Annotated in this window: 22 protein-coding genes and 1 pseudogene; 4 read left to right on the plus strand and 19 right to left on the minus strand. The window is 73.0% G+C overall.

Annotated features, from left to right (window positions below; all coding sequences use genetic code 11):
* Positions 1-235: 235 nt before the first annotated feature.
* From D9753_RS36470 to D9753_RS10580, 13 genes and pseudogenes are all read right to left on the minus strand, one after another.
* A complete protein-coding gene (locus tag D9753_RS36470; RefSeq protein WP_163010544.1) occupies positions 236-463 on the minus strand; it encodes a hypothetical protein in 228 nt (75 codons plus the stop codon).
* A 142-nt stretch (positions 464-605) separates the two neighbouring features.
* Positions 606-1,316 (minus strand): hypothetical protein, encoded by a 711-nt coding sequence (locus tag D9753_RS10520; protein ID WP_121786763.1) that lies wholly within the window; start codon positions 1,314-1,316, stop codon positions 606-608.
* Between the two features lie 35 nt (positions 1,317-1,351).
* Positions 1,352-1,927 (minus strand): GNAT family N-acetyltransferase, encoded by a 576-nt coding sequence (locus D9753_RS10525; protein WP_121786764.1) that lies wholly within the window; start codon positions 1,925-1,927, stop codon positions 1,352-1,354.
* A gap of 279 nt (positions 1,928-2,206) precedes the next feature.
* Entirely contained in the window at positions 2,207-2,566 is a 360-nt protein-coding gene (locus tag D9753_RS10535) for a hypothetical protein (protein WP_121786766.1), read from the minus strand.
* A 150-nt stretch (positions 2,567-2,716) separates the two neighbouring features.
* A complete protein-coding gene (gene gatB, locus D9753_RS10540) occupies positions 2,717-4,231 on the minus strand; it encodes an Asp-tRNA(Asn)/Glu-tRNA(Gln) amidotransferase subunit GatB (protein ID WP_121786767.1) in 1,515 nt (504 codons plus the stop codon).
* Between the two features lie 16 nt (positions 4,232-4,247).
* Positions 4,248-4,487, minus strand: a complete 240-nt coding sequence (locus D9753_RS10545; protein ID WP_121786768.1) for a hypothetical protein — start codon at positions 4,485-4,487, stop codon at positions 4,248-4,250.
* A complete protein-coding gene (gatA, locus tag D9753_RS10550) occupies positions 4,484-5,983 on the minus strand; it encodes an Asp-tRNA(Asn)/Glu-tRNA(Gln) amidotransferase subunit GatA (RefSeq protein WP_121786769.1) in 1,500 nt (499 codons plus the stop codon). Before gatA ends, D9753_RS10545 begins: the two co-directional genes overlap by 4 nt.
* A gap of 6 nt (positions 5,984-5,989) precedes the next feature.
* The gene (gene gatC / locus D9753_RS10555; RefSeq protein ID WP_031117542.1) at positions 5,990-6,286 is read right to left on the minus strand and encodes an Asp-tRNA(Asn)/Glu-tRNA(Gln) amidotransferase subunit GatC; all 297 of its coding nucleotides are present in this window, start codon (positions 6,284-6,286) and stop codon (positions 5,990-5,992) included.
* 187 nt (positions 6,287-6,473) lie between these two features.
* Complete coding sequence (locus tag D9753_RS10560) at positions 6,474-8,714, minus strand: putative bifunctional diguanylate cyclase/phosphodiesterase (protein WP_121786770.1); 2,241 nt, start codon at positions 8,712-8,714, stop codon at positions 6,474-6,476.
* Positions 8,715-8,972: 258 nt separating this feature from the next.
* Positions 8,973-11,168 (minus strand): NAD-dependent DNA ligase LigA, encoded by a 2,196-nt coding sequence (ligA, locus tag D9753_RS10565; RefSeq protein WP_121786771.1) that lies wholly within the window; start codon positions 11,166-11,168, stop codon positions 8,973-8,975.
* A gap of 15 nt (positions 11,169-11,183) precedes the next feature.
* Positions 11,184-12,191: a methionine synthase gene (locus D9753_RS10570; RefSeq protein WP_121786772.1), complete on the minus strand. Its 1,008-nt coding sequence runs from the start codon at positions 12,189-12,191 to the stop codon at positions 11,184-11,186.
* Positions 12,192-12,222: 31 nt separating this feature from the next.
* Entirely contained in the window at positions 12,223-12,921 is a 699-nt protein-coding gene (locus D9753_RS10575; protein ID WP_121786773.1) for an SDR family oxidoreductase, read from the minus strand.
* Between the two features lie 40 nt (positions 12,922-12,961).
* Positions 12,962-13,339: pseudogene (locus tag D9753_RS10580) on the minus strand (LOG family protein); the annotation flags it as partial.
* A 38-nt stretch (positions 13,340-13,377) separates the two neighbouring features.
* Here D9753_RS10580 and D9753_RS10585 point away from each other — a divergent pair.
* Positions 13,378-13,701, plus strand: a complete 324-nt coding sequence (locus D9753_RS10585; RefSeq protein WP_121786775.1) for a DUF427 domain-containing protein — start codon at positions 13,378-13,380, stop codon at positions 13,699-13,701.
* A 64-nt stretch (positions 13,702-13,765) separates the two neighbouring features.
* Here D9753_RS10585 and mnmA read toward each other — a convergent pair whose 3' ends face one another.
* Positions 13,766-14,893, minus strand: coding sequence for a tRNA 2-thiouridine(34) synthase MnmA (gene mnmA, locus D9753_RS10590; RefSeq protein WP_121786776.1), 1,128 nt, complete (start codon positions 14,891-14,893; stop codon positions 13,766-13,768).
* Between the two features lie 89 nt (positions 14,894-14,982).
* Here mnmA and D9753_RS10595 point away from each other — a divergent pair, with 89 nt between their 5' ends.
* Positions 14,983-15,675 (plus strand): N-acetylmuramoyl-L-alanine amidase, encoded by a 693-nt coding sequence (locus tag D9753_RS10595; protein WP_121791005.1) that lies wholly within the window; start codon positions 14,983-14,985, stop codon positions 15,673-15,675.
* 43 nt (positions 15,676-15,718) lie between these two features.
* Here D9753_RS10595 and D9753_RS10600 read toward each other — a convergent pair whose 3' ends face one another.
* The 3 genes from D9753_RS10600 to D9753_RS36475 all read right to left on the minus strand — a co-directional run bounded on the left by D9753_RS10600 (position 15,719) and on the right by D9753_RS36475 (position 17,529).
* The gene (locus D9753_RS10600; protein WP_121786777.1) at positions 15,719-16,888 is read right to left on the minus strand and encodes a cysteine desulfurase family protein; all 1,170 of its coding nucleotides are present in this window, start codon (positions 16,886-16,888) and stop codon (positions 15,719-15,721) included.
* Positions 16,889-16,952: 64 nt separating this feature from the next.
* Positions 16,953-17,231 (minus strand): DUF4190 domain-containing protein, encoded by a 279-nt coding sequence (locus tag D9753_RS10605; protein ID WP_121786778.1) that lies wholly within the window; start codon positions 17,229-17,231, stop codon positions 16,953-16,955.
* A 130-nt stretch (positions 17,232-17,361) separates the two neighbouring features.
* On the minus strand, positions 17,362-17,529 hold the full coding sequence (locus tag D9753_RS36475; protein WP_163010667.1) for a hypothetical protein: 168 nt from the start codon (positions 17,527-17,529) through the stop codon (positions 17,362-17,364).
* Between the two features lie 158 nt (positions 17,530-17,687).
* On the opposite strand from D9753_RS36475, the gene D9753_RS10610 reads away from it, so the two are divergent.
* Positions 17,688-18,314: a TetR family transcriptional regulator gene (locus D9753_RS10610; protein ID WP_121786779.1), complete on the plus strand. Its 627-nt coding sequence runs from the start codon at positions 17,688-17,690 to the stop codon at positions 18,312-18,314.
* Positions 18,315-18,454: 140 nt separating this feature from the next.
* Here D9753_RS10610 and D9753_RS10615 read toward each other — a convergent pair whose 3' ends face one another.
* A complete protein-coding gene (locus tag D9753_RS10615) occupies positions 18,455-19,351 on the minus strand; it encodes a thioesterase family protein (RefSeq protein ID WP_240468105.1) in 897 nt (298 codons plus the stop codon).
* Positions 19,352-19,522: 171 nt separating this feature from the next.
* Here D9753_RS10615 and D9753_RS10620 point away from each other — a divergent pair, with 171 nt between their 5' ends.
* Positions 19,523-20,770, plus strand: coding sequence for an alpha/beta hydrolase (locus D9753_RS10620; protein WP_121786781.1), 1,248 nt, complete (start codon positions 19,523-19,525; stop codon positions 20,768-20,770).
* Here D9753_RS10620 and D9753_RS10625 read toward each other — a convergent pair.
* Positions 20,679-21,338, minus strand: coding sequence for a trimeric intracellular cation channel family protein (locus tag D9753_RS10625; protein ID WP_121786782.1), 660 nt, complete (start codon positions 21,336-21,338; stop codon positions 20,679-20,681). The two genes, D9753_RS10620 and D9753_RS10625, sit on opposite strands and share 92 nt — an antisense overlap.
* Between the last annotated feature and the right edge of the window lies 1 nt (position 21,339).

The following is a 21,339-nucleotide window of genomic DNA, read 5'->3' on the forward strand; positions in this document are numbered from 1 at the left end:
GCCGAACCGGCGGCGCGAGGATGCGAACCGGCAGCCGCAGGGGCCGAACCAGCGGTCATGACAGCGGCACCGGCAACCCCAGGAGCCGTACCGGCAGTCCCAGGGGGCGAACCGGCAGTCCCAGGGGGTGCACCGGTGGCCGGTAGGGGCCCGCGGTCGCGTCGGGCGGCCGTGGGGTCCGGGCCGGCGGGGTGTGGACGGCCGACCCCCGTGCCGTCGCCCTCCGCCTCCGTCGTCACGCGGTGCGCGGCAGCCGGGTCCGGCGGGGCCGCTCGGTATGGGACCCGGCGGCCGGGGCCTCGTGGCGGGCGGCGCGGCGGGCGCGGACGACCTCGCGGGCCAGGCGGTCCCGCTGGGCCTCCCGGCGCAGTTCGGCGGACCGGATGCGGTGCAGTTCCAGCTCGTACATGGCGGATCCTTCGTCGAGGACGGTGTCGTGCGTCGCGTTCTGCGACGACTCCACCCTCGTCCCCCAGGGGTGCGTGCCACATCGGGGAAGTTCCGCATCTTCGGCCGGCCGGCGGCCCGCACGCGCGCGTAAGGGGCCTTAGGGAGCCCGTGCCGCGCGCACGGACGTCCTAAGGCCCCTGGAGAGCCGCGGGTGTTCAGCCCGCCGAGGGCAGGCCGAGCAGTGCGTCGGAGTACTTCAGGACGGCCAGGAGCAGTCCGATGACGCCGAGCGAGACCCCCGCCCAGGCGACCGACCTGATCCAGGCGGCCTGCGGGCGGCCGGGGGCGCCGAACGCGGGCCGGGCCAGCACCACGACGCCGGTGACCAGCGCGGCCAGGGCGAACAGGCCGGCCCACAGGGCGGTGGTGTGCCAGGCATCGCCGTAGACCTCCTTGATCTGGCGGGTCACGCTCGCCGTGGAGGAGGTCCGCAGTTGGCCGACGAGCTGCTCGCGGGCGGAGGCGACGGTGCCGATCCAGCCACCGCTGAGGGAGACCAGGCCCAGCGCGGCGGAGACGACGGCCCCGGCCCCCTGGCCGACCCCGGAGGACGCCCGATCACCGGCCGCCTCGCCCTCGGTACGGTCACCGGCGGTCTCGGGCTCCGTCCGATCACCGGCCGCTTCGCCCTCCGTCCCGTGGCCGTCCTCCCCGGACCGCGCCGCGTCCGGGCCCCGCACTTCGGCGGCCCGCACTTCGGCGGCCCGCTCCTCGGCCTCCGCGTACCTCCCCGGAACCGACGCCTGTTCGGCCTCCGCGTTGCCCGGTGCCCGCGTCCTGCCTGCCGTTCCGGCCGCCGCCGTCGTCTCGTCGTCCGTGTGCGCCTCGGCGCCGGCCTCGGCGCCTTCCGATGTCTTCGATGCCATGCCCGGCACCGTACGGACGCTCTCTGAGAGGTCTCTTAACGGCCGCTGTGCGGGGCACGCGCGCGTGCCGTACGCCACTCGGGGGCCAGCACCGCCCAGATCTCGGTGCTGGTGCGCACACCCCGGTGCGGGTAGTTCTCGCGGAGCACGCCCTCACGGCTCATGCCGAGCCGCCGGGCCACGCCGATGCTCGGCTCGTTGGCGGAGGACACGTGCCACTCCACCCGGTGCATGCCGCGCTCCTCGAAGGCCCAGTCGAGCAGCACCCGCATGCCACGCGTGACCAGGCCGCGCCCGGCCGCCGCGGGCTCCAGCCAGCAGCCGGCCTCGCAGACGCCGCTCGGGGTGTCCCAGACGCGGAACAGCAGCCCGCCCACGAGCCTTCCGTCCAGCCAGATGCCGTGCACGCTGCCCGCGTCGGCGCCGCGCTTGTCCGCGTACGACCTCAGCCAGGCCCGGGCTCCGTCCAGGTCGGGCACCACGTCCGGCAGGCCGACGTGCCGGCCGATGAACTCCCGCCCCCGGTCGATGTGGGCGAGGAGTTCCCCGGCGTGCCAGACCTCCAGGGGCCGCAGTTCGGCTCCGTCGTCACCCAGGGATGTCGCGTACATCGCGGCGCTGCTCCTCCCGCAGTTCCTCCATCGAGACTGCGGAGAGCCTCTCATGGGCGGCGCGGCGTTCGGGTGGCTCGATGGGCGTCGTAGCCGTCCGAGTACGCCGAACCGGCCGCGGCGGCGCCCGCGATGGTCCCGCCGAGGGCGAGGAGCCCCAGCGGGACGGCGATCAGGCGGTGGCGGACACACCACCGAGGAAAGGGGGCACGAAGCGGCGCGGGGCTCTCTCGCAGGTGGCGATGATCGTCCGGCGTGTCCGCGGGCCGCACCGGCCCGTCAGTCGGACTGGTCCCCGAGCGCCATGACCATCGTCCCGACGATCAGCAGCCACAGGGCCCTGCGGGTGCGGCCCCTGGCGCCCAGGGTGCCGGCGAGGGCGCACACGGCCGCGCCGAGGGCGTAGGCGGCGGGGACGAGGGCCGGGGCCGATCCGGTACCGCGCAGGAGCGCGGCGGCCAGTCCGGCCAGTGTCAGCAGCGCTCCCGTGCCGGCGGCCGTCCAGCGGGCCCGCCGGGCGTCCTCGACGTACTCCTGCGTGTCGTCCGCGGTCTCCTCCGCGCCGTCCGCCGCGGTGAGTTTCGGGTCGTCCGGCTCGGTTATCGCGGGTCCGGGGCCGGAATTGGTGCGTCCACTCATGGCGGGCGAGCGTAGCGTCCCTCGTCCGGGAGGCCGGACGCGGGCCCGGACGCGGGGCCGGGCGACCGTCGCGTTCCCGGGTGCGAAGACGACGACGGCCCCGGAGGCCATGCCTCCGGGGCCGTGCGGTCAGCCGTGCGACGTCCGGGCTCAGCCCTCTTCGACGCCCAGCTTCTGAAGGATCAGCTCCTTCACGCGGGCCGCGTCGGCCTGGCCGCGCGTGGCCTTCATGACCGCGCCGACCAGGGCGCCGGCCGCGGCCACCTTGCCGCCGCGGATCTTGTCCGCGACGGCCGGGTTGCCGGCGATGGCCTCCTCCACGGCGGTGGTCAGCGCGCCCTCGTCGGAGACGACCTTCAGCCCGCGCTTGTCGACGACCTCGTCCGGGGTGCCCTCGCCCGCGAGGACGCCCTCGATGACCTGACGGGCCAGCTTGTCGTTCAGGTCACCCTTCGCGACCAGCTCGGTGACCCGGGCCACCTGCTGCGGAGTGATCGCCAGCTCGTCCAGCGCGGCGCCGGACTCGTTGGCGCTGCGCGCCAGTTCACCCATCCACCACTTGCGGGCGGAGGCCGCGTCGGCACCGGCGTCGATCGTGGCGACGATCAGGTCCAGCGCGCCGGCGTTGAGCATCGCCTGCATGTCGGTGGCGGAGATGCCCCACTCGGCGAGCAGCCGGGTACGGCGGACCAGCGGCAGCTCGGGCAGCGCCGCGCGGATCTCCTCGACCCACTCGCGCGAGGGAGCCACGGGGACGAGGTCGGGCTCCGGGAAGTACCGGTAGTCCTCGGCCTCCTCCTTCACGCGGCCCGAGGTCGTCGACCCGGTGTCCTCGTGGAAGTGGCGGGTCTCCTGCACGATCGTGCCGCCGGACGACAGCACCGCCGCGTGCCGCTGGATCTCGAAGCGGGCCGCACGCTCGACGGACCGCAGCGAGTTGACGTTCTTCGTCTCGCTGCGCGTGCCGAACTTCTCGCGGCCGTGCGGGCGCAGCGACAGGTTCACGTCGCAGCGCATCTGGCCCATCTCCATGCGGGCCTCGGAGACGCCGAGCGCCTTGATGACCTCGCGCAGCTCACGGACGTACGCCTTCGCCACCTCGGGGGCGCGTTCGCCCGCGCCCTCGATCGGCTTGGTGACGATCTCGATGAGCGGGATGCCGGCACGGTTGTAGTCGAGCAGCGAGTGCGAGGCGCCGTGGATACGGCCGGTCGCGCCGCCCACGTGGGTGGACTTGCCGGTGTCCTCCTCCATGTGGGCGCGTTCGATCTCCACGCGGAAGGTCTCGCCGTCCTCGAGCTGCACGTCGAGGTAGCCGTCGAAGGCGATCGGCTCGTCGTACTGGGAGGTCTGGAAGTTCTTCGGCATGTCCGGATAGAAGTAGTTCTTCCGGGCGAAGCGGCACCACTCGGCGATCTCGCAGTTCAGCGCGAGACCGATTCGGATCGCGGACTCGACGCCGGTCGCGTTGACGACCGGGAGCGCGCCGGGCATGCCGAGGCAGACGGGGCAGGTCTGCGAGTTGGGCTCGGCGCCCAGCTCGGTGGAGCACCCGCAGAACATCTTCGTCTTGGTGCCGAGCTCGACGTGGACCTCAAGGCCCATGACGGGGTCGTACGACGCCAGCGCGTCCTCGTACGACACCAGGTCGGTCGTGGTGGTCACGGTGAAAACTTCCCTCTCAGCCCAGCAGGACGTCGTCGTCGCCCAGCCGCTTCAGCTCGCGGTAGAGGATGGCGAGGCCGGTGACGATCGCGACGGCGGACACGGTGGCGTCGAGCAGGACCAGCGTGTCCTGCTCGGCGCGGGCCTTCTTGAGACGCTTGGCCACACCGATCGCGCCGAACGCGGTCCCGGCCATGGACAGGTACGTACCGGACCTGGACTTCTTGAAGCCCTTGGCCTTGGTCAGTGCACTCACAGCGACGGAGCCTCCTCGAGCAGCGGGTGCCCCCACTTTTCCACGAAGGCCGCCTCGACGGCGGCGCCGACCTTGTAGAGCCGGTCGTCCTGCATCGCGGGGGCGATGATCTGGAGTCCCACCGGGAGGTTGTCCTCCGGGGCGAGACCGCACGGCAGGGACATGGCCGCGTTGCCCGCCAGGTTGGCCGGGATGGTGCACAGGTCCGCGAGGTACATCGCCATCGGGTCGTCGGCGCGCTCGCCGATCGGGAAGGCGGTGGTCGGGGTCGTCGGGGAGACGATCACGTCGACCTGCTCGAAGGCCTTCTCGAAGTCCCGCGTGATGAGCGTGCGGACCTTCTGCGCCGAGCCGTAGTAGGCGTCGTAGTAGCCGCTCGACAGGGCGTACGTGCCGAGCATGATGCGGCGCTTGACCTCGGGGCCGAAGCCCGCCTCACGGGTGAGGGAGGTGACCTCCTCGGCGGAGTGCGTGCCGTCGTCGCCGGTCCGCAGGCCGTAGCGCAGACCGTCGAAGCGGGCGAGGTTGGAGGAGCACTCGGAGGGCGCGATCAGGTAGTACGCCGACAGGGCGAGGTCGAAGGACGGGCAGTCCAGCTCGACGATCTCGGCGCCCAGCTCCCTGAGCAGCTCGACCGACTCGTCGAAGCGCTGGATGACGCCGGCCTGGTAGCCCTCGCCGCGGAACTGCTTGACCACGCCGACGCGCATGCCCTCGACGCTGCCGTTGCGGGCGGCCTCGACGACCGGCGGGACCGGGGCGTCGATGGAGGTGGAGTCGAGCGGGTCGTGCCCGGCGATCACCTCGTGCAGCAGGGCCGCGTCCAGGACCGTACGGGCGCAGGGCCCGCCCTGGTCGAGGGAGGAGGAGAAGGCGACCATGCCGTAACGGGAGACCGCGCCGTACGTCGGCTTCACGCCGACCGTGCCGGTGACGGAGGCCGGCTGGCGGATGGAGCCGCCGGTGTCGGTGCCGATGGCGAGGGGGGCCTGGAACGCGGCGAGGGCGGCACTCGAACCGCCGCCGGAGCCGCCGGGGATCCTGGTGAGGTCCCACGGGTTGCCGGTGGGGCCGTACGCGCTGTTCTCCGTGGACGACCCCATGGCGAACTCGTCCATGTTGGTCTTGCCGAGGATGACGACGTCGGCGGCCTTGAGCCGCTTGGTGAGCGTCGCGTCGTACGGCGGGATCCAGCCTTCGAGGATCTTCGAGCCGACGGTCGTGGGCACGCCCTCGGTGGTGAAGATGTCCTTCAGGGCGAGCGGTACGCCGGCCAGCGGGCCGAGCTTCTCGCCGCGGGCGCGCTTGTCGTCCACGGCACGGGCCTGGGCGAGGGCGCCCTCGCGGTCGACGTGGAGGAAGGCGTGCACCTTCTCGTCCACGGCGTCGATCCGGGCGAGGTGCGCCTCGGTCACCTCGACGGCCGTCAGCTCGCCGGAGGCGATCCTCGCGGCGATCTCGGCTGCCGTGAGCTTGATGATGTTGCTGTCCGTCATGACGGTTTAGTCCTCCCCCAGGATCTGCGGCACCTTGAAACGCTGCTGCTCCTGGGCCGGGGCGCCGGAGAGCGCCTGCTCGGGGGTGAGCGAGGGACGGACCTCGTCCGGCCGCATGACGTTCGTCAGCGGCAGCGGGTGGGAGGTCGGCGGTACGTCTTGGTCGGCGACCTCGCTGACGCGGGCGACCGCGCCGATGATGTCGTCAAGCTGTCCCGCGAAGTGGTCGAGTTCTTCGGGCTTCAGCTCCAGACGCGCCAGCCGGGCGAGGTGGGCGACCTCCTCGCGCGTGATGCCAGGCATGCAGCGATCCTCTGGGTGAGAGTGTGTGGTTTGGGGCCAATCCTATGGGGCGGGCCCGGGTGCCCGTGAAACGGTTTGCCGTGACACCGTCCTCGCCGGTGCCGCCCGTCGCGGGTACGGCCCCTCGGCGGGCCCCGTCGGCACCCTCGGAAAGGGCCCTCGGCAGGGCCCCTCGGAGAAGGGAACGCTACTCGGCGGCCGGCAGCGCGGCGCGCGGACGCTGCCAGCCGCGGGTGCCGCGGGCCAGCAGCCAGGCGGTGGCCTCGTCCGGGGGCATCGCCGCGGCGACCAGCCATCCCTGCACCGCGTCACAGCCCAGATCCCGCAGCCGCTCCCACGTCTCGTCGTCCTCCACGCCCTCGGCGACGACGAGGAGACCCAGCGAATGGGCGAGGTCGACGGTGCAGCGCACGATCTCGGCATCCTCGGCGTCGACGGCCAGCCGGGCCACGAAGGAGCGGTCGATCTTCAGCTCGCTGACCGGCAGCCGGCGCAGGTGCACCAGCGAGGAGTAGCCGGTGCCGAAGTCGTCGAGGGACATCTTCACGCCGTGCGCGGTGAGCCCGGCGAGGGTGTCGGCGGCCCGCTGCGGGTCCTCCAGCAGGACGTGCTCCGTGATCTCGAGCTGGAGCGCCCCGGCGGGGACCCCGTGCCGGGCGAGGCGCGCGGCGACCGATCCCGCGAATCCGGGGGTGTGGACGTCGCGCGGCGAGACGTTGACGGCGACCGGGACCCGCAGCCCCTGCGCGCGCCACCGGGCGACCTGCGCGAGCGCGGTGTCGAGGACGTACTCCGTCAGATGGGGCATCAGGCCGGAGGACTCGGCTATCGCTATGAACTCGTCCGGCGGGACCTTGCCGCGCTCGGGGTGCACCCAGCGGACCAGCGCCTCCAGGCCGGCGACCTGTCCGTCGAAGCGGACCTTGGGCTGGTAGTGCAGTTGCACCTCACGCGCGTCCAGGGCGCGGCGCAGGTCGCCCAGCAGGCCGAGGCGGTCGGGGGTGTTGGAGTCCCGCTTGGACTCGTACACCTCGACGCCCGTACGGTCCCGCTTCGCCTGGTACATCGCCACATCGGCCCGGCGCAGCAGCCCTTCGGCGTCGAGCGCGTGGTCGGGGAAGACGGCGACACCCGCACTGGCCTCCAGGACGAGGGTGAGGCCGTCGAGGTCGAGCGGGGAGCTGAGGGCGGCGACGAGGCCGCGGGCGACGCGCGTGGCCGACGTGGTGGAGTCGGCGACGGGCAGTAAGACGGCGAACTCGTCACCGCCGAGGCGGGCGGCCTCGGCGCCGCGCGGCAGGGCGAGGCGCAGCCGGTCGGCTATCTGGAGCAGCAGCCGGTCCCCGGCGAGGTGTCCCAGGGTGTCGTTCACCGACCGGAAACGGTCGAGGTCGATCAGCATGAGGGCGGCGCGGGCACCGATGCGCTCGGCGTCGTCGAGGGCGGTCCAGATCCGCTCCAGCAGCCACTGCCGGTTGGGCAGCCCGGTCAGCGGGTCGCGCAACTGTTCCTCGGCGCGGGCGCGGGCCATCCACAGCGTGGAGTCCAGGGCGATGAGCGGGATGGCGAACAGCGGGAGCAGGACCGGCTGGGCGTCGGCGACGACGCAGAGCAGGGGCGCGATGCCGAGCAGCGCGACGGCGACCAGACCCTGTCTGACCAGGGCGGTGCGGGCGACGGTGGGCACCCCGCCGCCGCGCGGGGCGTGCAGGTACCACAGCAGGCCGCGGCTGACGGCGAGATAGGCGCACGCGACCAGGGCGACCTGCGGGGCGGTCGCGGCGGTCCAGGTGCCGGGCCGCCAGGGCTGCTCGACGCTCGGGAACCGGCCGAACGCGCCGAGCAGCAGGGCGCCGGCGCCGATGCCGAGGATGTCGACCGCGCCGTGCAGGACGCCGTGCCGCCAGCGGTGCCGGCGGGCGATGCCGACCAGGACGACCACGGTGAGGCTGACCAGTCCGGCGGGCACCCAGCCGTACAGCAGCAGGACGGCGAGGGTGAGGGCGGCGCCCGATCCGGTGCCGCCCCACCAGCGGGCGCGGCCCAGCATGACGAGGTGGCCGACGATGACGCCGGTGAGCAGGGCCAGCGCCCAGCCGAGCGCGCCGCGGGGGAAGAGGGCGTGGTGGCCGGCGTAGGCGCGGTAGAAGCCGGCGGCCAGGACGAGGCCCGCGGCGGCGACGACGGCGGCGGGCAGCGCCGGCCAGGACGGGTGCCGTTCGGCGTCGGCGCCGGACAGGCCGGAGGCGGACTCGATGCCCAGGGGCAGCGGGGCGTGTGCCTCGCCGGCCGGCGGACGGACGGCCGGGCGCGGCTGCCCGCCCGTCCGTCCGCCGGCCGGCCCGCTCCACCGGATTGCCCGCCAGGCGCCCGCGCGGCGGCGCAGGCGCAGCCGTGAGTCCGGGGCCGCGCTCTCGGTCGGTTCCATTCCCGTCCCTCTCACAGCCGGCGGTGCCCACGCCACGCGGCCCGATGCCCGACAACCATCAGCAGCTCCGCGCCGAGGAAACCCTCCCCGGGCCTCTGGAGGGCACGGGGCTGCCCCAGCCGGGCTGGGCACGGCAGGCGCACACCTCAACAGTAGGCCGCGGAAGGCTTCCACGGGCAGCGGTCTCCGACGGTTGCCCGAATGCGCCCGGGCCACCCGTATGCAACTGATATGCGCCGATCGGGTGGCCTTCAACCGCTACTCCTCGGTCGGAAGCGCGACTTCGGCCGCTGCCTCCGGCCCCTGCTCCAGAAGGACGTTGAAACCGTCCTCGTTCAGGATCGGCACCTTCGCCTGCACGGCCTTGTCGTACTTCGATCCGGGGTTGTCACCCACAACGACGAACGAGGTCTTCTTCGACACCGAACCGACCACTTTCGCGCCCCGGCTCTGGAGCGCCTCCTTGGCGCCGTCCCGGGTGTGGTTCTCCAGCGTGCCGGTGACGACGACCGTGAGCCCCGCCAGCGGGCGCGGCCCCTCGTCCTCGCCGGACGACTGCTCCTCCAGCGGGACCCCGGCGGCCTTCCACTTGCGGATGATCTCGCGGTGCCAGTCCTCGGCGAACCACTCCTTGAGCGCGGCGGCGATGATCGGGCCGACGCCGTCGGTGGCCGCAAGCTCCGCCTCGGTCGCCCGCTCGATGCGGTCGACGGACCGGAACTCGCGCGCGAGGGCCTGCGCGGCCACCGGGCCGACGTGCCGGATGGACAGTCCGTTCAGGAACCGGGCCAGCGGACGGGACTTGGCGGCCTCGATGTTGGCCAGCAGCGCAAGGGTGTTCTTCTTCGGCTCGCCCTTCTGGTTGGCGAAGACCGTGACGACCTTCTCCTCCCCCGTCCTGGGGTCGCGCTTGGGCAGCCCACTGGCGGGATCGAGGACGTAGGCCTTGATGGGCAGCAGTTTCTCCACCGTCAGGTCGAACAGGTCGCCCTCGTCCACCAGCGGCGGGTCGGCCGGCTCCAGCGGGCGGGTGAGCGCGGCGGCGGCCACCTCGCCGAAGTGCTCGATGTCCAGGCACTCGCGGCCGGCGAGGTAGGAGACACGTCCCCGCAACTGGGCCGGGCAAGCACGCGCGTTGGGGCAGCGGAGGTCGATGTCGCCCTCCTTCATGGGCCGCAGCGGCGTGCGGCACTCCGGGCACTCGCCCGGCATCACGAACTCCCGCACGCTGTCGTCCCGGAGGTCGACGACCGGGCCGAGGATCTCCGGGATGACGTCACCGGCCTTGCGGATGACGACCGTGTCGCCGATGAGGACGTTCTTGGCCCGGACGACCTCCTGGTTGTGCAGGGTCGCGAACTCCACCTCGCTGCCCGCGACCGTGACCGGCTCGACCTGGGCGTACGGCGTGACGCGGCCGGTGCGGCCGACACCCACCTTGATGTCGATGAGCTTGGTGTTCACCTCTTCGGGCGCGTACTTGTAGGCGATCGCCCAACGGGGGGCCCGCGCGGTGGAGCCGAGCCGCCCCTGGAGGCGCAGTTCGTCCAGCTTGACCACGGCCCCGTCGATCTCGTGCGCGACGGAGTGGCGGTTCTCGCCGTAGTACGCGATGAACTCCCGTACGCCGTCGAGGCCGTCGACCACGCGGTTGTGCGGAGAGGTCGGCAGGCCCCAGCCCTTCAGCAGTTCGTAGGCCTGCGAGAGCCGGGTCATGCCCGTGTACCCCTCCAGGGCGCCGATGCCGTGGACGACCATGTGCAGCGGGCGGGTGGCGGTGACCCGCGGATTCTTCTGGCGCAGCGAACCGGCGGCGGCGTTGCGCGGGTTGGCGAAGGGCTTGTCGCCGGCCGCGACGAGGCGTTCGTTCAGCTCGAGGAACTTCTCCATCGGGAAGTAGACCTCGCCGCGGATCTCCACCACGTCCGGCACCCGGTCGCCGTCGAGGCGGTCCGGGATCTCGGCGATCGTGCGGACGTTGGGGGTGATGTCCTCGCCGGTGCGGCCGTCGCCCCGGGTGGCCGCGCGTGTGAGCCGGCCGTTCTCGTAGGTGAGGTTGACCGCGAGGCCGTCCACCTTCAGTTCGCACAGGAAGTGGTAGGTCTGGCCGCCCAGTTCCCTGGCGATGCGGTCGGCCCAGGCGGCCAGCTCGTCGTCGTTGAAGGTGTTGTCGAGCGAGAGCATCCGCTCGCGGTGCTCGACCGCGGTGAACTCCGTCTCGTACGCCCCGGCGACCTTCTGGGTCGGCGAGTCCGGGCTGCGCAGCTCCGGATACTCCTCCTCCAGGGCCTCCAGGGCCTTCAGGAGCGTGTCGAACTCCGCGTCGCTGACAACGGGAGCGTCCTTCACGTAGTACCGGAAGCGGTGCTCCTCGATCTGCTCCGCCAGCTTCGCGTGCTTCTCGCGGGCCTCGGCGGGCACCGCCGTCGTCTCCGCCTGCTTGTCGCCGGCCACCGTGTGGTCCTCCCGTTACTCTGGGTTGTCCGCGAGGGATCTCGCCGCCTGGACGCAGTGGGCGAGCGCCTGGCGTGCGTAGCCCGGGGAGGCGCCCGCCAGACCGCACGCCGGGGTGACCGTGACCGCCTCCGCGAGCAGCCCCGGATGCAGCCCCAGCCTGCGCCACAGCGTCCTGACACCCATGACGCTACCGGCAGGGTCCGACAATGGGCCGTCCGTGCCCGGCACGACACCGGCGAACAGCCGGGTCCCGCCCTCGACGGCCTCGCCGATCACCTCGTCGTCACGCTCGGTGAGGAGCGCGAGGTCGAAGGAGACGGCTGCCGCACCGGCCCGCCGCAGCAGCGCGAACGGCACGTCCGGGGCGCAGGAGTGCACGACCACGGGCCCGCCGCCGTGCACCCCGACGACGTCCCGGAGCGTGGCCTCCACGACCTGCCGGTCCACCGCGCGGTGCCTGCGGTAGCCGCTGGCGGTCCGCACCTGTCCGCGCAGGACGTCGGTGAGGGAGGGCTCGTCGAGCTGGAGGACGATCCGGGCCCCGGGGACGCGGCGCCCGACCTCGTCCAGGTGCAGCCGCAGTCCCTCGGCGAGCGAGGCGGCGAGGTCCCGGCAGGCGCCGGGATCCGACAGGGCGGCCTCGCCGTTCCTCAGTTCCAGGGCCCCGGCCAGCGTCCACGGCCCGACGGCCTGCACCTTCAGGTCGCCCTCGTAGCCCTGCGTGAACTCCTCGACGGCGTCGAGGTCCTCGCCCAGCCAGGACCGCGCCCGCCGGGTGTCCCGGCCCGGCCGGTCGCCGATCCGCCAGCCGCTGGGCTCCACGCGCGCGTAGAACTCGACCAGCATGCCGGCGGTACGGCCGATCATGTCGGCGCCGGGCCCGCGCGCGGGCAGCTCGGGGAGGAAGGGGAAGTCCTCGAAGGACCCGGTGGCGGTCCGGGCGGCCTCCCGGGCATCGCCACCGGGCAGGGATCCGACACCGGTGGCGCCACCGAACCTGAACACGCTGTTTTCGCTCACCGGGGCAGCCTACGGAACCCCGCGGCCCCGATCAGCGTCCCGGTCGTACCGTCAGGTCGTTGACCTCCGCGTCCCGCGGCAGGTCCAGGGCCATCAGGATCGTCGTGGCGACCGACTCGGGGTCGATCCACCGCGCCGCGTCGTACTCCTCGCCCTCCTGCTGGTGGACCTTGGCCTGCATGGGGCTGGCGGTGCGGCCGGGGTAGACGGAGGTGACGCGGACGCCGGCCGCGTGCTCCTCCTGGCGCAGGGAGTCGGCGAGCGCCTTCAGGCCGTGCTTGGAGGCGGCGTACGCGGACCAGCCGGCGTGGGCGTTCAGGCCGGAGCCGGAGTTGACGAAGATCACATGGCCGCGGGCCGCCCGCAGTTGCGGCAGGAAGTGCCGGGTCAGCTCGGCGGGGGCGATCAGGTTGACGTCGAGCTGGTGGCGCCAGGACTTCGGGGTCAGGTCGCCGACGTCACCGAGGTCGACGACACCGGCGATGTGCAGCAGGGAGTCCACGCTCTCCGGGAGCGTCTGGTGGGAGAACGCCCAGGACAGCCGGTCCGGGTCCGCGAGGTCGCCGACGAGGGTGCGGGCGCCGGGGAACGCCGCGGCCAGGTCCCTGGCGCGGCCCGCGTCGCGCGCGTGCAGCACGAGGTCGTCCCCGCGCGCGTGCAGCCGGCGGGCCACGGCGGCGCCGATGCCGGAGCCGGCTCCGGTGATCACATGAGTAGCCATGCCCGCCATGCTCGCATCAGCGGGCGCCGGGCCCCGCGGCGGCAGCCGCTCATGTCGCGGACTCCAGGTACCGGAGCGCCGCGGCGGGCTCCTCGGCGAAGAAGACCAGCTCGGACAGCGGGCGGGGCAGGAAGCCCTCGGCCTCCATACGGAGGAACTGCTGCTGGAGCCCGTCGTAGAAGCCCGCGGTGTTCAGCAGCACGACCGGCTTCTCGGTGCGGCCGTGCTTCTTCAGCTCCAGGATCTCGGTGGCCTCGTCGAGCGTGCCGGTGCCACCCACCATGATCACCACGCCGTCGGCCTTCTCCAGCAGCAGCTTCTTGCGCTCGGCGAGGTCGGCGGCGATGACCATCTCGTCGGCGCCGGGCCTCGCCCTGTTCGCCAGGACGCAGATGTTCATGGCTCCTACCGTACGGTGACCGGCCCGGGCGGGAAGAAGCGCGGCCCGCGCGGTGCTGACCCGGTATGACCCGAGGACACACGATCACGATCGAGAAGAGCGGGCGGCACGTGCGCGTGGAGCGCGACGGCCTGGTGCTCGCCGAGTCCGACCGCTCACTGGAGCTGCGGGAGACGGGCTGTCCGGTGCGGTACTACGTCCCCGCCGAGGACGTGCGCCTGGACCTGCTGACTCCCTCCGACACGCACACCGTCTGCCCCTTCAAGGGCGCGGCCTCGTACTGGTCGCTGCCGGACGCGCCCGACCTCGTCTGGGCGTACCCCGACCCGAAGCCCGGGGTCGCCGAGATCAAGGACCACTACTGCTTCTACGACACCGAGGTGGCCTGACCGGTGGGTGCCGTGGCCGTGCGGCAGCGGCCCGCACGGCCCCGGACGGACGCGGTGGGCGGGCTCAGACCGCCGCCGTCGCGCGGGTGGTGGACGCGATCGTCGCCGAGCCCACCACGCGCGTGCCGTCGTACAGCACGATGGCCTGGCCGGGGGCGACCCCGCGGACCGGCTCGGTGAACGTCACGCGCAGCTCGCCGTCGGCCGGCTCGGCGGTCACCTCCGTCTCACCGCCGTGGGCACGCAACTGGGCGGTGTACGTTCCCGCGGCGGTGGGGGCGGTACCGCACCAGCGGGGCCTGATCGCGGTGAGGGCGGTGACGTCCAGGGCGGCGGCCGGGCCGACGGTGACGGTGTTGGTGACCGGGGAGATGTCCAGGACGTAGCGGGGCTTGCCGTCGGGGGCCGGGGTGCCGATCCTGAGGCCCTTGCGCTGGCCGATGGTGAAGCCGTACGCGCCCTCGTGCGTGCCCAGCCTGGTGCCGGACTCGTCCACGATGTCGCCCTCGGCCCTGCCGAGCCGGCCGGCCAGGAAGCCCTGGGTGTCGCCGTCGGCGATGAAGCAGATGTCGTGCGAGTCGGGCTTCTTGGCGACGGCCAGGCCGCGGCGCTCGGCCTCCGCGCGGATCTCCTCCTTGGTGGTGACCGTGTCGCCGAGCGGGAACAGCGCGTGGGCGAGCTGCTTCTCGTCCAGCACGCCGAGTACGTACGACTGGTCCTTCGCCATGTCGGAGGCGCGGTGCAGCTCGCGGGAGCCGTCCTCGCGCACGATCACCTTGGCGTAGTGGCCGGTGCAGACGGCGTCGAAGCCGAGGGCCAGCGCCTTGTCCAGGAGCGCGGCGAACTTGATCTTCTCGTTGCAGCGCAGGCACGGGTTCGGGGTGCGGCCGGCCTCGTACTCGGCGACGAAGTCCTCGACGACGTCCTCGCGGAAGCGGTCGGCGAGGTCCCAGACGTAGAACGGGATGCCGATGACGTCGGCGGCGCGGCGGGCGTCGCGCGAGTCCTCGATGGTGCAACAGCCCCGCGCGCCGGTACGGAAGGACTGGGGGTTCGCGGAGAGCGCGAGGTGGACGCCGGTGACGTCGTGGCCGGCTTCCGCGGCGCGTGCGGCGGCGACGGCGGAGTCGACCCCGCCGGACATGGCGGCGAGGACGCGGAGGGGGCGGGTGCGCTGCGGGGTGTCAGTCATAGCCCTTCCAGGGTACGGGGGCGCGGGAACCGGACGGGCCGGACAGCCGTTGAGGACGGCAGGGGCGACGAGGCGACGAGGGGGTGACGATGGCGACGCGGACGCGGACGGGGACGGGGACGGGGACGGACGACACCGACCGGCGGCTGGGGCGGCGGGCCCTGCTGGCCGGCGGGGCCGCGGCGGCCCTGGGCACGGCCGTGCTGGCCCGGGACGAGCTGGCCCGGCTGTGGTGGCGGCTGCCCGGGGTGGAGCGGCCCCGGGTGGCGGGCGCGGTGGACTTCCGCAGCGCCCGCTGGGTGGCGGCCTCCCCGGCGAACTACCGGCGGGCGGACCGGCCGGACGACTATCCGGTGGACCGGGTGGTCGTCCATGTCACCCAGGGCGGCTACGCGTCGGCGGTGAAGGTCTTCCAGGACCCGGCGCACGGGGCGGCGGCGCACTACGTCGTGCGCCGGGACGGGCGGGTCACCCAGCTCGTGCGGGAGCTGGACGTCGCCTTCCACGCGGGCAACCGGGAGTACAACGAGCGCAGTGTCGGCATCGAGCACGAGGGCTTCGTGGAGGACGCCTCGTCCTTCACGGACGCCCTGTACACGGCCTCGGCACGGCTGACGGCGGGGATATGCCGGCGCTACGGCATACCCGTCGACCGGGAGCACATCGTGGGGCACGCGGAGGTGCCGGGCACGGACCACACGGACCCGGGCCGGTTCTGGGACTGGGAGCGGTACGTGGGGCTGGTGCGCGCCGCGCACACGGGGGCCCCGGCGGCCGGATGAGCCCGGTGACCGGTTCGGCCTTCGGGCCGGTGGGCTCCCGTGGCTAGGTGAGCCCGGCCGCGCGGGCCCGTTCCACCGCGGGGCCGATCGCCTCCGCCACCGCATCGACATCGGCCTCCGTGGAGGTGTGGCCCAGGGAGAAACGCAGGGTGCCGCGGGCCAGGTCCGGGGCGGTGCCGGTGGCGAGGAGGACGTGACTGGGCTGGGCGACGCCGGCGGTGCAGGCGGAGCCGGTGGAGCACTCGATGCCCTGGGCGTCCAGCAGGAGCAGCAGGGAGTCGCCCTCGCAGCCGGGGAAGGTGAAGTGCGCGTTGGCCGGCAGGCGGCCCCCGGGGGCGGGGTCGCCGCCGAGGAGCGCGTCCGGTACGGCCGTACGGACGGCGTCGATCAGCCGGTCGCGCAGGGCGCCGATCTCGCGGGCGAACCGCTCCTGCCGCCCGGCGGCGAGCCGGCCGGCCACGGCGAAGGAGGCGACGGCCGGGACGTCGAGCGTGCCGGAGCGGACGTGGCGCTCCTGGCCGCCGCCGTGCAGCACGGGCACGGGGGTGTGCTCGCGGCCGAGGATCAGGGCGCCGATGCCGTACGGGCCGCCGATCTTGTGGCCGGACACCGTCATCGCGGCGAGACCGGAGGCCTCGAAGCCGACCGGGACCTGCCCGAACGCCTGGACCGCGTCGGCGTGCAGCGGCACACCGAATTCGGCGGCGACGTCGGCGAGTTCGCGGACCGGCATGAGGGTGCCGATCTCGTTGTTGGCCCACATCACGGTGGCCAGGGCGACGTCGTCGGGGTTGCGGGCGATGGCCTCGCGCAGGACCTCGGGGTGGACGCGGCCGTGGGAGTCGACGGGAAGGTACTCGACCGTCGCGCCCTCGTGCTCGCCGAGCCAGTCCACGGCGTCCAGCACGGCGTGGTGCTCGACCGGGCTGGCCAGGACCCGGGTGCGGGCCGGGTCGGCGGCGCGGCGCGACCAGTACAGGCCCTTGACGGCCAGGTTGTCGGCCTCGGTGCCGCCGGACGTGAGGACGACCTCGCTGGGGCGGGCGCCCAGGGCTTCCGCCAGGGCCTCCCGGGATTCCTCGACCGTGCGGCGGGCCCGGCGGCCGGAGGCGTGCAGGGCGGACGCGTTGCCGGTGATGCCCAGCTTGGCGGTCAGTGCCTCTGCCGCCTCCGGGAGCATCGGCGTCGTGGCGGCGTGGTCGAGGTATGCCATGGTGACGCCGATTCTACGTGCCGCCCACGGCCGGCTCCGGCCGCGCCGGACGGCGTTCGCCGCCTCACAGGCTCCAGGACACCGTGCCGGACATCTCCATGGCCGCCACCAGCACGACGAGGTCGGCGACGCCCAGGGCCAGGCCCAGGCAGGCGCGGCCCGGGCGGCTCGTGCCGCGCCACAGGGCGACCGCGGCGAGGACGACGGCGACCGGACCGAGGAAGAGGTTGAGGACGAGCAGGCCGAGGAGGCCGAGGACGAAGGACGCCACGGCCATGCCGTCGGCGTCACGCATGCGCGGGCGGGTGTCGGTGCGGGGCACGGCCGGTGCGGTGAGGTGCATGGGTGTCAGCTCCTGATGGTCCTGGTGTCTGCGTGGCCCTGGCGACTGCGTGGCCGTGGTGCCGGTACGGGGCCCTGGCGCCTGCACGACCCTTGGTGTCTCTGCGGCCCCCGGTGGTCCCTGCGGCCGGTCAGTTGACCGAGGGCTGCCGGCGGCGGCCGTGGCGCTCGCGGAGCGCGAAGACAGCGAGCCAGACGACGATGACGGTGGCCAGGGCGGCGGTGACGGTCAGCGGCGCGTGGGCCACGGTGCCCAGCACGACTCCGAACAGCATGAGAGCGGCGACGAGGAACAGCATGGGATCGGATCCCCCCTCCGGAATACCTCGTGTCCGGCCGGGATGTTCGGCCGGTGTGAAGTTTGGGTAAACAGTTGTAGTAACAATTGTTCACTGACTTCGAGTCTAGCGCCTCCGACGGCTTTCCAATTCCGGAGAACAGTTGTTAACTGGATGACATGAGTCACACCCTCGGCATCCGGCAGGCCCAGAAGCAGAAGACCCGGCAGGCGTTCCTCGACGCGGCGCTCACGCTGCTGGAGGAACAGAGCCTGAGCAGCCTGGGCCTGCGCGAGGTCACCCGGGCCGTCGGCGTCGCGCCGACCGCCTTCTACCGGCACTTCCGCTCGACCGCCGACCTCGGTGTGGCCCTGGTCGACGAGGCGCTGGGGAGCCTGCATCCGATGGTGCGGACGACGGTGTCGACGACGGGCGACAGCGAGGAACGCATCACGCGCGCCGTCGAGCTGATCGCCCGTCACGTGGCGGCGTGTCCGGCGCACGTCCGCTTCATCGCCCGGGAACGGCACGGCGGGGTGCAGCCGGTACGCGAGGCCATCCGGGACCAGCTTCTGCGGTTCGCCGAGGAGGTGAAGGCCGAGCTGGCCGGGGACCCGGAGGCGGTGGGGTGGAGCGACGACGACCTGCTGATGCTCGCGCACCTCTACGTCGACCAGATGCTCATCACCGCCTCGCTGTTCCTCGAGGCGCTGGAGGCTCCGCGGGAGGAGCGTGAACGGGTGACGCAACTGGCCACCCGGCAGTTGCGGCTCATCACCATCGGCCGCGGCCACTGGCTCGACTGAGCCGCCGGCCGGACCGGCCGCCCGGCGGGTACGGCCCCTGGATCCCGGCCGCGGTCATGGGCGGCGGCGCACTCCGCCGTTCTCGGTGTACGGGTGAGGGGCGGCCCGGGAGCCGCCCCTCACCTTCGGTGCCGCGCCGCTCAGCCGAGTCTGACGCGGGCCAGTTGACGGGACTGGGCGACCAGGCGGTCCTCGCTGTCCCAGACCTCGGCGTCCTCCTCCAGGAAGCCGCCGGCCAGGTTGCGGGTGGTGATCGCCACCCGCAGCGGGCCGGGGGCCGGACGGTGGCGGACGTGGACGGTGAGTTCCACCGTGGGGACCCAGCCCTTCAGCCCGATCTCGAAGGCGGTGGGCGGAAGGGCGTCCACCGCGAGGAGCAGCGACAACGGGTCGGCGTCACGGCCGTCGGCGAGGCCGAACCAGGCGCGCATCTCGCCCCTGCCGGAGGGCGCGCCGAGCGCCCAGCCGAGGGTGTCGGGGTCCAGCTTGAGCAGCAGCCGGTCGGCGATCGCGGAGCTGCCGGGGACGGGCGCCGGCGCGTCGTCGGGGCCGTAGCACCGCTCCAGCGGCGGGATCGCGGGCGGGGTGGCCGTCGTGCGCACGTCGTCGGGGAGGGTGGCGAGGTCGCCGTATGAGGCCAGCACGCGGATGCGTTCGATCTCGTTGCCCTCGTCGTCGTACTGGAAGAGCGAGGCCTGGCCGGTGGAGAGGGTGCGGCCGGTGCGGACGGTCTCGGTGCGGACGACCGCCGGGCCGGGCTGTGAGGCGGTCAGGTAGTGCGCCGTGACGGTGAACGGGTCCGGATGCGGGAGGGTGTCCGCGAGTGCCCGGCCGAGCACGGCCAGCAGATAGCCGCCGTTGACGGCGTTGATGATGGTCCAGCCGGCCGAGAGGTCGACGGTGTAGACGCCGGGCTCGCGCCGGGTGACCGCGGTGTCGCGGTCGAACTCGCTGTCGCCGATCACGGCCCGCGAGCGGGCTCCCTCCGCTCGAACGAAGCCGCGAGCGGAGGAGGGGGCGGAAGTCGCTTCTGGCATGGAGGAACGGTACAACAGCAAACTACTAAGCGGTAGCTTTTTCTGTTGCGGCCGGATGACATGACCGGGCCGCGGCCGAGGTTCCGGCCTCCGGGTGAGAGTCCGGCAATTTCTCGGTAAGTGTCCGGACACGTCCACAACCCCCGGCCGCTGATTCCCCTCTATGGGGACATGAGCCTCACCGGGACTGCGTTCCTCTACACCACCCTCGTGCTGTCGGTGGCCGCCCTCATACTGCCGCTCGTCCTGTGGTCGCGGATGCGCGGACCCCGGCCCCTGCGGGCCGTGGCCCGGATCCTCATGCTGCTCTTCGCCCAGGGGACGGCCGTCACCCTGGTCTTCGTACTGGTCAACAACCAGAACAACCTGTACGACAACTGGGCGGACCTGCTCGGCACCGGCAACCACGTCCAGGAGGCCGCCGACCTCGGCCGGGACGGCACCGGCGGCATCGCGGTGAAACGGCTGCCCAGAGTCAGGCAGACCTTCCGGCCGGCCGACGGACCCGGCATGCGCACGGCCGGCGGAGTACGTGTCACCCAGCTCCGGGGCCGGGTCTCCGGCGTGAACGCCGAGGTGTACGTCTGGCTGCCCCCGCAGTACGACGACCCGGCCTACCGCCACAGGCGGTTCCCGGTGGTCGAGCTGCTGCCGGGCTATCCCGGGTCCGCCAAGGCCTGGTTCGGGCCGATGCGGACCCATGAGCAGCTTCTGCCGCTGATGAGGAGCGGCCGGGTGGCGCCGTTCATCCTGGTCGCGCCGCGCACCAACCTGCTGGCCGGCGTGGACACCGGCTGCGCCAACGTCCCGGGCCAGGTCAACGCCGACAGTTGGCTCAGCGTCGACGTGCCGAAGATGGTCACGGACAACTTCCGGGCCCAGCCCGTCCCCCGGGGCTGGGCGGTGGCCGGGTACTCGGCAGGCGCGCACTGCGCGGTCAAGCTGGCGGTGGCCCACCCCGGCCGGTACCGGGCCGCGGTGAGCATGTCCGGCTACAACGACCCGATCGGCGAACGCAGTTCCCTCGCCGCCCAGAGCCCCGCCCTGCGCGCCGCGAACAACCCCTACCTGCTGCTCAGGAAGGCGGCCGTACCGCCCCCCGTCGCGCTGTACCTCTCCGGCGAGTCCGGCGACGGCTACCAGGCGGGCGAGGCCCTGGCGTCCGCCGCGAAGGCGCCGACCACCGTGCACGTGGTGTTCCTGCCGCGCAGCGCGGGCGGCCACACGATGGCGCTGTGGCGGCCACAGGTCCCCGCGGCCTTCCGCTGGCTGACCCTCCAGATGGGACAGAGCCGCGCCGGCGGGCAGGACGGGTCCCTCGCCGGGTCTAGTCCTCGGTCACCGTCGAACGGCGGTTCCACGCGCGCGGCGCTCGCCAGTGGAACCGCATCGCGAGCAGACGCAGCACGAAGGCCGTGACGACCGCGAGCGCGCTGGTGAACGGGGTGAGGGTGCCGTAGCGGATGCACAGCACGACCATGGTGGCGCCGACGATCGCCGGGACCGCGTACAGGTCGCGGTCCCAGCGCAGCAGCGAGGGGACCTCGTTGGCCAGCACGTCCCGCAGCACACCGCCGCCGACGGCGGTGGCCAGGCCCAGCGTGGCCGACGCGGTCAGGCCGAGGCCGTAGCTGTACGCCTTCGTCGTACCGCTGACGCAGAACAGGCCGAGGCCGGCCGCGTCGAAGACGAGCACCGCGGACTGGATGCGCTCGACGTGCGGATGCAGGAAGAAGACGACGAGCGCGGCCAGCAGGGGCGTGAGGAAGTACCCGAGGTCCGTGAAGGCGGCCGGGGGTACGGCCCCGATGACCAGGTCGCGGATCATCCCCCCGCCCAGCGCGGTCACCTCGGCGAGGACGGCGATCCCGAAGACGTCGAAGTTCTTCCGGACGGCCAGCAGGGCGCCGGAGATCGCGAAGACGAAGATGCCGATCACATCGAGCGTGTGCTGGACGGAGGGACTGAAGAGTTGCTGGAGCTGCACC

It is taken from the genome of Streptomyces dangxiongensis, from assembly GCF_003675325.1.
In the GTDB taxonomy this organism is placed as follows: Bacteria; Actinomycetota; Actinomycetes; order Streptomycetales; family Streptomycetaceae; genus Streptomyces; species Streptomyces dangxiongensis.

Coding starts and splice junctions, on each gene's coding strand:
- D9753_RS10520 (WP_121786763.1), bottom strand. CDS start 1,316: ATGGCATCGAAGACATCGGAAGGCGCCGAGGCCGGCGCCGAGGCGCAC.
- D9753_RS10525 (WP_121786764.1), bottom strand. CDS start 1,927: ATGTACGCGACATCCCTGGGTGACGACGGAGCCGAACTGCGGCCCCTG.
- D9753_RS10535 (WP_121786766.1), bottom strand. CDS start 2,566: ATGAGTGGACGCACCAATTCCGGCCCCGGACCCGCGATAACCGAGCCG.
- gatA (WP_121786769.1), bottom strand. CDS start 5,983: ATGACGGACAGCAACATCATCAAGCTCACGGCAGCCGAGATCGCCGCG.
- gatC (WP_031117542.1), bottom strand. CDS start 6,286: ATGCCTGGCATCACGCGCGAGGAGGTCGCCCACCTCGCCCGGCTGGCG.
- D9753_RS10560 (WP_121786770.1), bottom strand. CDS start 8,714: ATGGAACCGACCGAGAGCGCGGCCCCGGACTCACGGCTGCGCCTGCGC.
- D9753_RS10575 (WP_121786773.1), bottom strand. CDS start 12,921: ATGGCGGGCATGGCTACTCATGTGATCACCGGAGCCGGCTCCGGCATC.
- D9753_RS10585 (WP_121786775.1), top strand. CDS start 13,378: ATGACCCGAGGACACACGATCACGATCGAGAAGAGCGGGCGGCACGTG.
- mnmA (WP_121786776.1), bottom strand. CDS start 14,893: ATGACTGACACCCCGCAGCGCACCCGCCCCCTCCGCGTCCTCGCCGCC.
- D9753_RS10595 (WP_121791005.1), top strand. CDS start 14,983: ATGGCGACGCGGACGCGGACGGGGACGGGGACGGGGACGGACGACACC.
- D9753_RS10600 (WP_121786777.1), bottom strand. CDS start 16,888: ATGGCATACCTCGACCACGCCGCCACGACGCCGATGCTCCCGGAGGCG.
- D9753_RS10605 (WP_121786778.1), bottom strand. CDS start 17,231: ATGCACCTCACCGCACCGGCCGTGCCCCGCACCGACACCCGCCCGCGC.
- D9753_RS36475 (WP_163010667.1), bottom strand. CDS start 17,529: ATGCTGTTCCTCGTCGCCGCTCTCATGCTGTTCGGAGTCGTGCTGGGC.
- D9753_RS10610 (WP_121786779.1), top strand. CDS start 17,688: ATGAGTCACACCCTCGGCATCCGGCAGGCCCAGAAGCAGAAGACCCGG.
- D9753_RS10615 (WP_240468105.1), bottom strand. CDS start 19,351: ATGCCAGAAGCGACTTCCGCCCCCTCCTCCGCTCGCGGCTTCGTTCGA.
- D9753_RS10620 (WP_121786781.1), top strand. CDS start 19,523: ATGAGCCTCACCGGGACTGCGTTCCTCTACACCACCCTCGTGCTGTCG.